The sequence below is a fragment of the Streptomyces sp. YS-3 genome, assembly GCF_045257485.1.
In the GTDB taxonomy this organism is placed as follows: Bacteria; Actinomycetota; Actinomycetes; order Streptomycetales; family Streptomycetaceae; genus Streptomyces.
This window is the reverse complement of the sequence record NZ_JBJHPC010000145.1, coordinates 1-13562: the sequence shown is the minus strand read 5'-3', so window position 1 is coordinate 13562 and position 13562 is coordinate 1. Positions and strand designations below refer to the sequence as shown.

Below are 13562 nucleotides of genomic sequence, written 5' to 3'. Positions count from 1 at the left end.
CCGCCGGCCTGGTCGGCCTGCCCCTCGCCCAGACCCGCCGCGCACTCGCCGCCCTGATCAGTTCCTGCCTCGTGGAACAACCGCTGCCCGGCCGCTACAGCTTGCACGACCTCCTCCGCAACTACGCCGGCGAACTCGCCCAGATCCACGACACCCCCCAGGAACGCCACCACGCCACCCTGCGGGTGCTGGACCACTACATGTTCACCGCCTACGAGGCCAACCAACTCCTCAAGCAGGACACGACGGCCGAACTCGACCTCGGAGCGCCCGGCCGGGGTGTCAACCCGGAGAAATTCACCGGCGTCCAGCAGGCAACCCGGTGGTTCACCGCCGAGCACCGGGTACTGACCGGCCTGCTCCACTGCGCCGTGAGCCAGGAACTCGACCACCACACCACCGGGCTGGCCTGGTCGCTCAAGGAACATCTCCACCGCCAGGAGTTCTGGCCCGAAGCCATCGCCGCGCTGACCCCCGCCCTCGAAGTGGCCCGGCGCCAGGGCAACCGGCTCGAAGAGGGCCGTTGCCTGCGCCATCTGGGCAGCATCCACGGCTATCTCGGCCACCCGGAAGAAGCCCAGCAGCACCTGCGACGCGCCACTACGATCTTCGAGCAGCTCGACGCGACCGGCGACCAGGCGCGAACCCACTACGTCATGGCGTGCGCGCTGTTCCTGTCCGGCCGTATCCAGGAGGCCGTGACGTTCTCCGAGCGGGGACTGGAGCTGTCCCGGGAGACCGGTGAGGAGCTGTGGCTGGCCGAGTGCCTTCTCGAACTCGCCTGGTTCCACTCCAACCTGGGACAGCTGGAGAAGGGCCTTCAGTACAGCGAAGAGGGCATCGCCTTGTTCCAGCGCCTCGACGCGCCGTGGCAGCTGGCCCAGGGGTGGGACATCGTGGGTTACATCCTCCGTGCGCTCGGCCGTTACGAGGAATCGGTGGCCACCTACCAGCGGGCGACGCGGGCGTTCGAGGAACTGGGTGACCACAGGAACGCCATCGGCACACTGATGCGGCTCGGGGACACCCGGCTGGCCCAGGGCGACCGGGAAGCCGCGCGAGCGGACTGGGTCAAGGCCCTCGAGAACGCCGACGAGCGAGCCATGCGTCACAGCGCCCAGCAGGTCCGCGACCGGCTCACCGCCCTCGACATGGACGCGGACCCCACACCCACCGTGCCGGAGAGGGCGGCAGGAAAGCATCGCCTCCCGGTTCCGCGCAGCGGTGGCCCTGCGCAGCACCAGGGCGCCGACCGCCACTGCACCGGACAGCAGGACGCGGCGAAGCCGTGAACCGGTCACGCATGTTCCTTTTCGTTTCGGCACCGACGACGGCGCCGGGACATGGCGGAGACGGAACACCTCCCTGGAGGCGCGGCGGAGCGTCGGTCGTCGGCCCGTGCGCCAAGAACTCCGCGGGTCTGTGTCGCTGTGCTGTGAACGCCCGGGACAGGGCGACGGTTCACCCCGCGTCGCGCCGCCGACGTCCCGGGCCTGGGCGGGCGGCAGTAGACACCGCAGGGCACGACAAGAAGACGACAAGGTTCGGCTAAGGGCCCCCCACGAGTGTTGAGCCACTCGACCGCGCATGCGGGCGAGCAGGCCACAGAACACTTGAACAGGAACGGGCACCACCCATGAACGGGATCATGGAAGCGGGGACCACCACCCTCGCTCCGCCGCGGACGCACACCTGGCACGTCACATCGGACGCCGACTGCGACGCCTTCGTACGAGATGTCTACGACCGGTACGGGCCTCTGCTCGTCCGGTACGCCACGCGGCTGCTCGACGGCGACTGGCACAAGGCGGAGGACATCCTCCAGGAGACCGCGGCCCGCGCCTGGAAGCATCACCGGTTCCTGGGCACCCGCAGTGACCACATCCGGCCATGGCTGTTCACGGTGGCGAGGAACCTCGTCATCGACCACCATCGGGCCCGGCGGAACCGGCCGCTGGAGCTCATGCCGGCCGAGGACCTGGACGCATCCTGGGACAGCACGGAATCCACGATCACCACCCAGGCGGTGCTCAAGGCCCTGCGGGAACTGAACGAGCAGCAGCGAACCGTCATCCGTCTCATGTACTACCTGGAATGCAGCGTGGCCCAGGCGGCCGAGCACCTCGGCGTACCGCCCGGCACCGTGAAGAGCCGCGCCTTCTACGCCGTGCGGGCACTGCGCAAGGCGCTGGAGAAGCAGGGTGTTCTCGCGGGTTAGCCACGGCTCGGCAGCGAAACCGTCCGCTTCGTACCCGGCCCCTCGCACTTCCCGCGCGCGCCCCCGCCAGCCCGCCGCGTACGGATGGTTGGCGAGGCGCGGCCACTCTCAGCTCATTCGGGCGCGCCCGGCTCGTCGAGTCCGCGGATCGCCGCGGCGGTCTCGATGCCGTCGTCATGCAGCACCTGGCGCATACGGGAGGCGTCGACGTAGGCGGCGTCGAGAGGGTGGGTGAACAGACGTGAGAGCGCGGTGGCGTACTTGGCCATGGAACTCTTACCCGGGATGAAGATCGACAGTTCGTCCCGGGCCTCGAAGGTCTGCACCTCGACATCGCGCGGCAAAGACGCCAGCGCACCCTCGACCGCCGTGACGGGAACCTTCACGAGCCAGTCCGGTCCCCCACCGACGACCGTCCGGCTCCTCTGCTCCGGGGTCTCGGCGGCCAGGGTCCGCCACGGCCTCCCCGACACCTCGGCTCCAGAAGACTCCACGGCCTTGACCACGTCCTCAACAGTCGCCGCCACAGCGGCGTCGGCCGCGTCCCAGTCAAACCCTTCGCCCCCGGCCGACGGGCTCGATACGGGCTTGGACACCACGGTCATCCGGCCCACCCGGCGCAGGCTCACCTCGGGGGGCGAGGTGAAGAACTCCCGCGCATCGTCGATCGCCTCATCCTGAGCCTGCCGCTGCCGCCGCACCTCCCGCGTATGCTGCCGCAGCAGGCCGAGGGCCGCCTCCGGCTCATCGAGGGCACGGCCCACCAGCTTCACGCTCATCCCCGTGCGGCGCAGGACAGTGATCAGCATGGCCTGCTCGACCTGCGTGAACGTGTACGAGCGATAGCCCGTCCGCTCATCGACATCCGCCGGAACGAGCAGCCCCTCGGAGTGGTAGTACCGCAGCGTCTGCGGCGGCAGATTGCACATTTCGCTGAAATCACTGATCGACAACATGGCTTCATCTTCAGCGTTATGGCGACTGCAAGGTCAAGTACCGAGGCCATGCGGCACGGCACACAACCCGCGCCTGGTGCCTGGTGCCTGGTGTTTGGTGAGGACCGTCCTGATGGTCGAGTACACGTGGGCCCCCGTCGCACCCTGTTCATGCGCTCAGCGGCCGGGCCCGGTCGCTGGGCGGGCGCCGGGTGGCGGCAGATCGGGGCGGCGCTACGTCGGCCGCTCGGCGAGGACTGGGGCTTGGGCGCCCGGAGGCGGGTCTCCGCCGGAACTGGCCTCGTTCCGGTCGCAGGACCGCTTCCTCGCCGCCAACCAGCTCCGCAACCACCCCGAGCACCACGAAGTCGGCGCGAAACCCAGACGGGTCATGCCGGTTCGACCTGAGGGGAGATCACCACTGCCTGGTCCTCATGCCATCATGGGGATGGCTGACATGGACGCGAACGTGATCCGGGCTCTCGAGGACCTCGTACTCTGGCAAGGGGAGCTCCCCGAACTCACCAAAAGCACCCGCCATGGCGCACCAACTCCGATTGTCACCTTGCGTCGTCGCCACGTAACGGCCGCTGCGGAGAGGGCCATCGCTGGACGTGCGAGCCCAAGTCAGCTCATCGAATGGGCACAGGCCGTGCATTTCGAGGACCGGGTGGGCACCGAGGAAGGACATCAAGACCTGCTGACCCAGTTCCTCGTCGAAATCTCGACCCCCGAGCTGTTCGAACCGGTCACCCGGGGAGTCTGCCAGGGTTGGTTGTATGTCCTGCAGACATCAATGACCTCCGCTCCCGAGGTGTCCGGACGTTAAACGGCAAGCAGACTGCTTGTTCCCGAATCTTACAGCGAACGGTGAAAACCACGGCGAGTCCCCAGAGGTCCCAGAGGCCCTCCATACCTCGAAGAACAAGCTGTCGCGCGCGGACTGCCCCACAAACCATGCCCAGGAGCGAGTTCAATCCGCACCAGTTCGAGCCTTGGTCCTTTCGTAAGGCTGACGACGAACTCAGCCGCTGACATCGGCATCGCCGTCACCTGGCATCGGGCCGGCGCCGGAGTCTGGTCCCGACGCAGCAGAAATCAGTCAGCAAGCCACCGACACCTGCAAGGAGAAGACGTATATGCCCCTCGATGACCAGAGCGCCTGGGCGCTGCTCCGGCAACTCGACGACCCGCAGCACATGGAGTTTCCCCGCGGATACGACCCCATCGCCACCCGAGCCCGGTTTGAGCAGCTCGCTGCCCGTCTGGACGCGCGGTTCCAGTGCAGCTGCGTTGTCGATCGCCAGGTCCAGGACGCCAGCCACCACGGGACAATCGTCATCCCGGCAACCGCCGCCCACAGCGCTGAACACATCAAGGTGACCATCAGCAACTTCGGAAACCTGGCCGTTGTGACCGTGGGAAATCCCGGGAGCTACAGCGAGGCAGAGGAGCGCGAGCTCTTCCATGCCACCGACCGGCACTGCGTCGAGGAAGACCTCGAAGCCCTCGGCTACACCGTCATCTCCGAGCACCTGCTCTGGACGGGGTACGACGGCGTCAGCGACCTCGTCTCCTACTACCCGCCCGAGTACCCCCCGACGTGGTGGATCCGATTCTTCGATTACCTGTGATCCTCGCCCGTGGTGTCCTCACCAGGAGCCTTCCGAGCGTTTCAATCCCCGAGCCCACCCTTGCGCGTTGACGATGATCGGCGGGGCGAGACCGTGATCGGAGTACCGCCATTGCACTTCGACCGCGCGGGCAACAGTATCTGGCGAGCGGCGCAAGCTCTCCTGGACTCCGGGCACGCAGAACCAGCCGCCCGCGGGATGCCTGTTCCGGAGGATCTGGTCCGAAACCGGCACAGCGATTCCTGAGCACGCCATACCCAGCTGCGGTGTGGTGTCACGCACGCCAAGACGCGGCACACCGCAGTCTGCGCGACAGGAACGGCGTCGACTCCAAAGGAGCCCGCAACCGCAAAATGCCAGGTCAAAGGCCCTCTCAGGTGTATGGGAAAGCCTGGACCCCGCACACTGCAACGTGATCAAATAGGGGATGACATCGTTCTGGACTGGCAAACGGGTACGCCTGCGCGGTATCGAGCCCGACGACTGGAACGCGTTCATGCGCTTCGCCGAGGACGAGGAGGGGTTGGGAGACCTGCTCAACCCACCCCGTTCCGCCGAGAGTTTTCGCACCTGGGCGACGGAACAGTCCGCTGCCAAATCCGACGGGGACTGCTTCCAGTTGGCCATCGAAGCCGTCGCCACGGGGAAGATAGTCGGCGCCATCGGCTCGCACCATGCTGATCCGCGTGCGGGCTGGTTCGAGTACGGCGTAACGCTGGGCGCTGGTCATCGGCGCAAAGGCTACGCGGCAGAAGCCGTGGTGATGCTGCTGCGCTTCATGTTTGCAGAGCGGCGCTTCCACAAGTGCGGAGCACGGATCTTGGCGCACAACGAGCCGTCGCTGGCGCTTCAGCGCCGGTTGGGTTTCATAGAAGAGGGACGCCTCCGCGACCAGGTGTTCTTCGCCGGTCAGCACCACGATCTCGTCATAATGGGCATGCTCGCTGACGAGTTCGCCAAACTGCATTGGACGAGCGAATGAGCCCTACCCAGAGCGCCGACAGCGCTGGTGCCGGTCCGGCAACAACCTGTTCCGCTTGAGGCCGGAGCAGCCTCTGCTTTCTCACGGGAACAAAAAATGGCTGTACGACTTCGGGTGTGTCGACAGGCAGACCGGTCAGTGGGTCCCCGGTAATTCCGGGAACCACTACTTCAACCTCACCTCGATAGACCTCCGCAAGACCTGGGGCCGGGTACTTGTGCAGGTCGGCTTCTGGGCGGATTTCGGCTCCGGGCGTCAGTACTACATGAACGTACAGAGCCCGCGGATCATTTTCTAGTCCGCGCCAGGCGGCTTTGTCCTGGAGCGCTCAACGCTGCGTCGACCCCGCGTTCGTTCCCAGGTCCGGCGCACCCGACGGACATGCTGGCAGGGGAGGATGAGAGAACGGTCGTAACGACAGCGAAGTCCCTGACCCAGCCCGGGATTTCCGCCGATCAGCCAGACTCCCGCCGTGGCGGCCGAGCGCTCAGAGGCCGCCACAATCCCTCAACGGGCCTGTCACGTCTGGTAGCTGAGGTAAACAAGGCTGTCACCGACATTGCGGGTAGCGACACGGTGCAGGTGTTTTGGGGTGCCGATCTGGTCGAAGAGGCGGTTGCCGTCGCCCTTCACGAGCGGGAAGATCGCCAGCCGCAGCTCATCGACGAGGTCGTGCTGGATCAGGGTGTGCACGAGCTGGGAGCTGCCGTAGACGCGGATCTCGCCGTTGAACGTAAGTTTCAGTTTCCCCACCTCGTCCACGACGTCGCCATCGAGCACCGTCGAGTTGTTCCAGGCCGGATCAGTGAGCGTGGTGGAGGCAATGTATTTCGGCAAGCTGTTCATGCTGTCCGCCAGTTGGCCGGTGCGGGAAGGGTACCGTGCGGCGAAGAACTCGTAGGTGCGTCGCCCCAGCAGCAGGGCCTGCGCGCCCAGCGCGTCGTCGAGGATGAGCTTGTCCCATGCTGCGCGGTCGGTCGGGGTGAGCCCGACGCGCCAGTCGTGGCGGCTGAAGCCCTCCGCGCCGGTCGGGTCCTGAGTGACTCCGTCGAGCGAGACGTTCTCGAAGACGACGATCGTTCCCATGAGGTTGCTCCCGTGTTCGGACGGTCGGACTGCCACCGATGTAGACACCGGGGCATCGGCAGAACTGGGCGCGCACCGACCGCCCAGTTCGCCGTTCGGCCGGTGTCCATACCCGACGGACGTGCTACGTGGTGAGGGAGAGGGTGACGCGGGGATGGCAAAGGGCGATCTGATGTCGCGGGCGCGAGCCGGTGACAGTGACGCGTTCCGCGCATTGGTCCAGCCATATCGCGCGGAATTGCAGGTGCACTGCTACCGAATGCTCGGATCGTTGCAGGACGCCGAGGATGCCCTGCAGGACACGCTACTGGCAGCCTGGCAGGGCATCGAAGGGTTCGAGCAACGCGCCTCGATGCGTACCTGGCTGTACCGCATCGCCACCAACCGGTGCCTCAACGCGCGTCGCTCGGCAACTCGGCGCCGGGCCAAGGAGTGGAACGTACCCCACGTCGAACCGCCAGAGCCGACCCGGCTCGGCGAGGTCATCTGGCTGCAGCCGTATCCCGACAGCCTGCTGCGAGCCGTGACCGACGCGCCGCTCGGGCCGGAAGCCCGCTACGAGCAGTCCGAGTCGATCTCCCTGGCGTTCGTCACCGCTTTGCAACTGCTGCCGCCCCGCCAACTCGCCGTGCTCGTCCTGCGTGACGTCCTCGAATTTCGTGCCGCCGAGGTGGCCGACATGCTCGACTCGACCGTTGGGTCGGTAAACAGCGCGCTCAAACGAGCCCGCGCCGCTCTGCGGCGCCGACAGACGCCGGCCGCCCAGTGCCCTCCAGCTCCTGGCTCAGCCGCCGAGGACGCGCTCGTGGCGAGGTTCGTCCGCGCGTGGGAGTCCGCCGATCTCGACGCGCTGGTGGATCTTCTCACCGACGACGTCTTCATCTCGATGCCGCCCGTGCCGTTCGAGTACGAGGGCAGAGGCCCCGCCGTCCGCTTCTGCGCCGCCGTCTTCCGTGCCGGCCGGAGGTACGACCTGGTACCGACGCGGGCCAACGGCCAGCCGGCGTTCGGTGCGTATCTGCGCACCCCCAATGGCATCAGCCACGGGACCGGCCTCTACGTCCTCACCCTCGCCGACCACCGCGTCAGCGCCATGACCCGATTCGACAACAGCATGCTGCCCTGGTTCGGGCTTCCACGCTTTCTCCCAAGCCGCTGACTGCCCGCCCATCAGGCCATCGCTGCCGCGACTGGGGACTTGGGACCGTCCCAGGGCATAGCCGCAACCGGCGCCCCGGCGGCGGCCGACGTTGGTGTGGCCGGCATCAGGGCACCTTCGTGCTGGTCATCCCCCTCAGAACCAGTCGCAGGATCTGCTGGAGCTCTTCGGCCAGCGAGTCGGCTTCCTCCGGGGGGCGACTGGCCCATCGGTAGAGCGCTCCGAGGTAGACGTCACGCAGCATGTTGCCGACGGTGATGGGCGACGTCCCCGGGTCCAACTCGCCTCTGCGCACCCCTCGGTCGACGACCTGGCGAACACCTCCGCGACGTACGGCTCCTCCAGTATCGGGCGGCCCGCCCTCACCCGCGCGGTAAGCATGGGCGGGGCAGGAGCCGGCCGTGCGGGGTCGCGAAGGGAGGAGCCGGAAGGGACGGTGTCCCGCGTCGGTCTTCACGCCGAGCCGCCCGGGCCCGGACCCACGACAAGCAGCCTGCCTTGCGCCGCGGGCGGTCCGCCACGGCCACGCGGTGCAGCAAGTTGTGCTGCAGTTTGTTGCGAGGCCGTCGCAGCAAGGCGTAAGGCGCCAGGTGAAGACAAGCGTGCCCGTTGTCCTGCGGCGCGCTGTGGCAGCGCGCCGCAGGACAACGGGCACGCCCCCTCAGGCCGCGTCCTCCGCACGCCGTCGCAGCAGCGCAGCCGCGCCCACGGCGTTGACCGCCAGCAGTGCGGCGGCCAGCAGCAGGCTCTCGCGCATGCCCGGCGCGAAGTCGCGCGCGAGGAGCGCGCCGAAGACTGCGATGCTGAGCGCCCCGCCCATCTGGCGGCTGGTGTTGAGCAATGCCGCCGCCGTGCCCGCCCGCTCGGCGGGGACGCTGTCGAGCATCAGAGAGGTCAGCGCCGGCATGGCGAGGGCGCCGCCGATACCTAGCGGGATCATCGGCAGGGCGATCAGCCACCACGGCGTGCCGGCGCCGACGGCGGCGAGCCCGCAGCAACCGGCCATCCCGACCAGCAGTCCGGCGACGACCACCGCGCGCAGCCCGAAGCGGGACACCGCCCTCGGTGAGAGGTAGTTGAAGTTGGCGGTGATCACCGCCATCGGGACGAACATGAGCCCGGCCGAGAACGCCGACTGCCCGCGCTGCTCCTGGAAGAACAGGCTCAGCACGAACACTCCGCCGTAGAAGGCGGCGTTGCAGGCGAAGCCCACGACGACCGGCACGCTGACACCTCGCTGCCGGAAGAGCCCCAGAGGCAGCATGGGCGAGCGCCGCCGCGCCTCGACGGCCACGAACCCGGCACCGGCGAGCACGGCGACCCCGGCCGCCGCCAGGACCGTGGCGGTGAATCCGTGGTGGCCGCCCTCGATCACGGCGAAGGTCAGTCCGGCCAGCGCCAGCACCGCCGTGAGCTGCCCCGGCGGGTCGAAGACGGTGGGGCGGCGCGGGGAGGGCCCGGCCCGCAGCAGCATCAGGAAGGCGACCAGACCGGCGGGCACGTTGAGGAAGAACACCGCGCGCCAGCTCCACTGCGTGGTGAGCAGCCCGCCCAGGACGGGTCCCGCGGCGATGGCGACGGCGCCGCCCACCGTCCACAGCGCGATCCCCCGGGCGCGCGCCTGCGGGTCGGGGAACGCCTGCCGGATCAGCGCCAGCGAGGCGGGCACCATCACGGCTGCCGCACTCCCCTGCACCACCCGGGCCGCCGTCAGCGCCCCCAACGTCGGCACCACGCCACAGGCGAGCGAAGCGACGGTGAAAACGGCGAGACCCCAGCCGTAGGCGCGCCGGGCGCCGATCGCGTCCGAGAGCGCGCCCGCCGAGAGCATCAGCGCCGCGAACATCAGCGTGTAGCTGTCGGCCACCCACTGCAGCCCCGAGAGGGAACCCCCCAGGTCGTCCCCCACGGCGGGCAACGCGACATTGACGCCGGAGACGTCGAGAGTGATCACGAAGAAGCCGAGGACGGCGGCGGCCAGGACCGCGGTCGCGGAACCGGCCGGCCCTGGCCCGTCCGGGGCCTCCGCGCCGGGCTTCTGCCACGTGCCTGCCCCGGATCGTGTGACGCTCATCGTGTACTCCTCCTCACTGTGCCGTCCCTGCCGGACAGGGACTCGGCGGCGGAAAAATCGGAAAGCGGGATCGTGGCGGTCGCCACCAGCCTTCCCGGAACGCGTGGCTTCCGGCAGACCGGACCATGCGGGGGAACGGTGTTCCTGGCCCTAACAGGGCCCCCTGCCCGCGACGACCTTTGCGACAATGGGCCGATGAGTGAAGGCACGGAGTTAGGGCGATTCCTGCGCGCCCGGCGCGGGCGCATCCGTCCGCAGGACGTGGGTCTCCCGCCGGGCACCGGCATCCGCCGTATCCCGGGGCTGCGCCGTGAGGAGCTGGCGACGCTGGCCGGGGTCAGCGTCGACTACTACACGCGGCTGGAGCGCGGGCGCGAGACCCGGCCCTCGCCCGCGGTCGTCGCCGCGCTCGGTGAGGCCCTGCGGTTGCCCGCCGACGCGCTGCAACGCCTGCACGAGCTGGTGGCGCTCGCCGCGGGCCAGGCCCCCGCGGCCTCCCCCGACCCGGCGCACACCGTGCGGGAGTCGGTCCGCGTCATGCTGGAGACCCTGCGCCCCTCGCCGGCGTACGTGGTCAGCAGCGTCAACGGCCTGCTGGCCGCCAACCGGCCCGGTCTGCGCCTCTTCCCCGGCATCACCGACTGGCCGCCGGAGCAGCGCAACATCACCCGTTACATGTTCCTGCACCCCATGGGCCGCAAGCTGTACCGCGACTGGGATCGGATGGCGGCACACAGCGCTGCCCACCTGCGGGCGATGGCGGGCGCCGACCCGGACATGCCGGCCCTGGCCCAGCTGGTGGGCGAACTGGTCGTCAAGAGCCCGGAGTTCGCCCGGCTGTGGGAGCGGTACGACGTGCAGGCGCGCAGCGGTGGCGAGAAGCACTTCGAGCACCCGGAGGTCGGTCCGATGTGTCTGCACTTCGAGGTGATGGCGATCTTCCGTACGGACGGCCAGCGCCTCGTCACCTACCAGGCGATGCCCGGCACCCCCGACCACGACGCGATGCTGCTCCTCGACATGGCCAGTCCCCGCGAGAAGACCACCTACGCGCCACGGTACGAGAGCTGACGCCCACGCCGTGAGGGAGCGGCGGTGGCCGGTCACCGGTCCAGGACGATGTGGTACGTCTCGTGCGGGGTCTGGATGTTGTTGCAGGTCAGTTCGCCCGAGGCGCCTCGGTAGGCCCCGGTGCCGCCGGTCACGGCCATCCGGACCGTGTCAGAGCCCTCGGTCCACAGGGACTGCGCGGTGAGCTGCCCGTCCGGCAGTCGCAGCGACAGCACGCAGTTGGTGGTCGTCCTCGCTCCGTCCACCTTGGTCACCTGGCAGGAGCTGCCGTCCTCGCCTATCTGCTTGCCGTCGCGCAGCAGTTTGTCGGAGTAGACGAATTCGTCGGCGCCGACGGCACCGGACAGGGCGAGCTTCTTCCTGGACATGGACATGGGACTTTTGATCATGGGGAGGAACTCCTCGGTCGTGCACCGCCGCGTCGCGGTGTGAGCGACGGCCGCGAGACTGTGATCAGTGGCCTCGCTGAAGAACGTCACTGACCTGCCGACTCCACAGTCAAGTCACCGTTCGATGTCGACAGATCCAAGCGGTACTTGCCCGACGGGTCGTTCCTGAACGCCACCCGCTTGTCGCCGTGGGAGTCGTTCGCCGAGATCTGGTAACTGGCGGGCGGGGCCGTGACCGTGAGGCTGCCGCTGGACGTGCGGGCCCTGATGTTCTGCGGGGTGTCCGTCTGGATCGTCACCTCGCCGTTCGACGTCTGCGTGTCGATGCCACCGCCCTTGGCACCCTTGACGTCCACGTCACCGTTGGACGTACGCAACTTCACCGGGCCCGTCGTCTTGTTCACCACGAGCTCGCCGTTGCTCGTATGCACATCGACCCTGCCGACATCGGTCAGGGTGACACTGCCGTTGGATGTGCCTCCCGTCACCGGAAGACCGGCGGGCACCTTGACGATGTAGTCGACACCGCAGTGCTTACCGCAACCGGAGAGCGTCAGGACGCCGTTCTCGACACTGAACGAGGTACCACTTGGCCGGTCACCACGGTAGTTGACCTTCCGGTGCACGGAGGGCGCTGAAACGCCGGCCGAGGCGTCCACCTTCACCCCGCCGTTTCCGGTGTCGAGACGGATCGCGGAGATCTTCTGGTGCACTTTGGCATCGTCCTCGAAGGTCTTCTTCTCGCCGAGGGTCGAACACGCGGAGAGCCCTCCGGTGGTGAGAGCGGCGAAAGTCACTGCTGCAAGGAGACGCGTCTGCCGACGTCGCATGAGGTTCCCCCGTCTGGAACGAGCTGGGTCGATGATCAGTCACTGCGACTTTACGCGGCCACAGTCCCGCCCACGCTGGGGAAAACCCCCAATCCCCTGCCCGAGCCGACCATCACGGAGACCACCGCCACCGTGAGGAGGTCGCGCGGTCCCTCGTCGTGTCGAGGAACTCGGAGAGCGCGGGCAGCTGTTCACCCGCACCCTGTACTGGTACGCGAAAGACACCTGCATGCCCGCGGCGGGCTGTCCTTCGACGGCCGCTGCGGAAACGCGTCCGCGTCTTCACCGCCTGGGGCCGACCAGCTCGCCACCGACCACGACGGCCCCCACGAGCGCGGGCACGGGTGCGGGAACGGGTGCGAGGCCTTGAGGTGCGGGCGCGGGCGGGCGCGACCGTGGCCGCTACGATCGCGCCGGCCCCCGTTCCTGACGGCCGCTACCCCCGGTGCACGAGGACGAAGTCCCCGTACGGGTGCGCGCCCGTACGGCCTCGGGTCTCGGCGAGCGCACGGCGCAGGGTGTGCAGATGCGCGACGGTGAGCTGGAGCGGTGGCTCGTCCGGCTGGTGGGTGGTGCCGCGCGGGTAGTCCTCATCCGGGGTGGTGGTCATCTCGATGTGGCAGCCCAGGACATGGCTGACCGGCCGGGTGGCGCAGAAGTCGATCAACCGGTCGGCGGTCTCGGCGTACGCGGCGGCGTCGTCGACGTACAGCCGGCCCGGGTACAGCGAGTCACCGGTCAGCAGGAGGCCGGTGTACCGGTCGTAGAAGACGACCGCGGCCGACTGGTGGCCAGGTCCCGGCACCAGGTCGAGCACTCTGCCGCCGAGGTCGAGCTCGGCGGTGCGGTGCGGCCAGTCGGTGAAGCCGAAGTGGCGGGTCACTTCGTCGAGGCCGGGCGGGACGACGGTGGTACCGGGCCGGTCCGCGAACTGCGCGTCGGCGGCGATGTGGTCGCCGTGGCCGTGGGTGTGGGCGACCAGCAGCTCGTACCCGGTACGGGGGTGGCGGGCCAGCCACGCCTCGATCAGGGCGTCCACGGTGGCCCGCAGCGGGAAGTGGGCCGGGTCCGGGCTGGCCCCGGTGTCGAGGAGCAGGGCACGTTCGTTGCCGAAGAGGAGGAAGAGGAACGGCGCCTCGAAGTGCACGGACATGTTCTGCCGCAGGAGCACGGTGTGCTCGGTG

Annotated in this window: 14 protein-coding genes; 7 read left to right on the top strand and 7 right to left on the bottom strand. The window is 68.4% G+C overall.

Annotation, left to right across the window (positions count from 1 at the left end; translation table 11 throughout):
- The coding region (locus ACJA3G_RS14825) for a tetratricopeptide repeat protein (RefSeq protein ID WP_406553439.1) at positions 1-1292 on the top strand (1292 nt) is incomplete at its 5' end.
- Between the two features lie 344 nt (positions 1293-1636).
- The gene (locus ACJA3G_RS14820; protein WP_406553438.1) at positions 1637-2218 is read left to right on the top strand and encodes a sigma-70 family RNA polymerase sigma factor; all 582 of its coding nucleotides are present in this window, start codon (positions 1637-1639) and stop codon (positions 2216-2218) included.
- Between the two features lie 113 nt (positions 2219-2331).
- Here the strand turns inward: ACJA3G_RS14820 and ACJA3G_RS14815 are convergent, their stop codons facing one another.
- On the bottom strand, positions 2332-3174 hold the full coding sequence (locus tag ACJA3G_RS14815) for a MerR family transcriptional regulator (protein WP_406553437.1): 843 nt from the start codon (positions 3172-3174) through the stop codon (positions 2332-2334).
- 436 nt (positions 3175-3610) lie between these two features.
- On the opposite strand from ACJA3G_RS14815, the gene ACJA3G_RS14810 reads away from it, so the two are divergent.
- From ACJA3G_RS14810 to ACJA3G_RS14800, 3 genes are all read left to right on the top strand, one after another.
- The gene (locus ACJA3G_RS14810) at positions 3611-3982 is read left to right on the top strand and encodes a hypothetical protein (protein WP_406553436.1); all 372 of its coding nucleotides are present in this window, start codon (positions 3611-3613) and stop codon (positions 3980-3982) included.
- Positions 3983-4292: 310 nt separating this feature from the next.
- Positions 4293-4787, top strand: a complete 495-nt coding sequence (locus ACJA3G_RS14805) for a hypothetical protein (RefSeq protein ID WP_406553435.1) — start codon at positions 4293-4295, stop codon at positions 4785-4787.
- Positions 4788-5214: 427 nt separating this feature from the next.
- On the top strand, positions 5215-5769 hold the full coding sequence (locus tag ACJA3G_RS14800; protein WP_406553434.1) for a GNAT family N-acetyltransferase: 555 nt from the start codon (positions 5215-5217) through the stop codon (positions 5767-5769).
- A gap of 519 nt (positions 5770-6288) precedes the next feature.
- Here the strand turns inward: ACJA3G_RS14800 and ACJA3G_RS14795 are convergent.
- Positions 6289-6855, bottom strand: a complete 567-nt coding sequence (locus ACJA3G_RS14795; RefSeq protein WP_406553433.1) for a dihydrofolate reductase family protein — start codon at positions 6853-6855, stop codon at positions 6289-6291.
- A gap of 154 nt (positions 6856-7009) precedes the next feature.
- Between ACJA3G_RS14795 and ACJA3G_RS14790 the strand changes: the two genes are divergently transcribed.
- Positions 7010-8014: an RNA polymerase subunit sigma-70 gene (locus tag ACJA3G_RS14790; RefSeq protein ID WP_406553432.1), complete on the top strand. Its 1005-nt coding sequence runs from the start codon at positions 7010-7012 to the stop codon at positions 8012-8014.
- Positions 8015-8120: 106 nt separating this feature from the next.
- Here ACJA3G_RS14790 and ACJA3G_RS14785 read toward each other — a convergent pair whose 3' ends face one another.
- Positions 8121-8258: a hypothetical protein gene (locus ACJA3G_RS14785; RefSeq protein ID WP_406553431.1), complete on the bottom strand. Its 138-nt coding sequence runs from the start codon at positions 8256-8258 to the stop codon at positions 8121-8123.
- A 417-nt stretch (positions 8259-8675) separates the two neighbouring features.
- Positions 8676-10088, bottom strand: coding sequence for an MFS transporter (locus ACJA3G_RS14780; protein ID WP_406553430.1), 1413 nt, complete (start codon positions 10086-10088; stop codon positions 8676-8678).
- Between the two features lie 195 nt (positions 10089-10283).
- Here ACJA3G_RS14780 and ACJA3G_RS14775 point away from each other — a divergent pair, with 195 nt between their 5' ends.
- Positions 10284-11159: a helix-turn-helix transcriptional regulator gene (locus ACJA3G_RS14775; RefSeq protein WP_406553429.1), complete on the top strand. Its 876-nt coding sequence runs from the start codon at positions 10284-10286 to the stop codon at positions 11157-11159.
- 32 nt (positions 11160-11191) lie between these two features.
- On the opposite strand, the gene ACJA3G_RS14770 is transcribed toward ACJA3G_RS14775, so the two are convergent.
- The 3 genes from ACJA3G_RS14770 to ACJA3G_RS14760 all read right to left on the bottom strand — a co-directional run.
- On the bottom strand, positions 11192-11548 hold the full coding sequence (locus ACJA3G_RS14770) for an allene oxide cyclase barrel-like domain-containing protein (protein ID WP_406553428.1): 357 nt from the start codon (positions 11546-11548) through the stop codon (positions 11192-11194).
- Between the two features lie 86 nt (positions 11549-11634).
- Positions 11635-12345, bottom strand: a complete 711-nt coding sequence (locus tag ACJA3G_RS14765; RefSeq protein ID WP_406553427.1) for a DUF4097 family beta strand repeat-containing protein — start codon at positions 12343-12345, stop codon at positions 11635-11637.
- A gap of 469 nt (positions 12346-12814) precedes the next feature.
- Positions 12815-13562, bottom strand: a 748-nt coding sequence (locus ACJA3G_RS14760) for an MBL fold metallo-hydrolase (RefSeq protein ID WP_406553426.1), incomplete at its 5' end; no start/stop codon positions are given.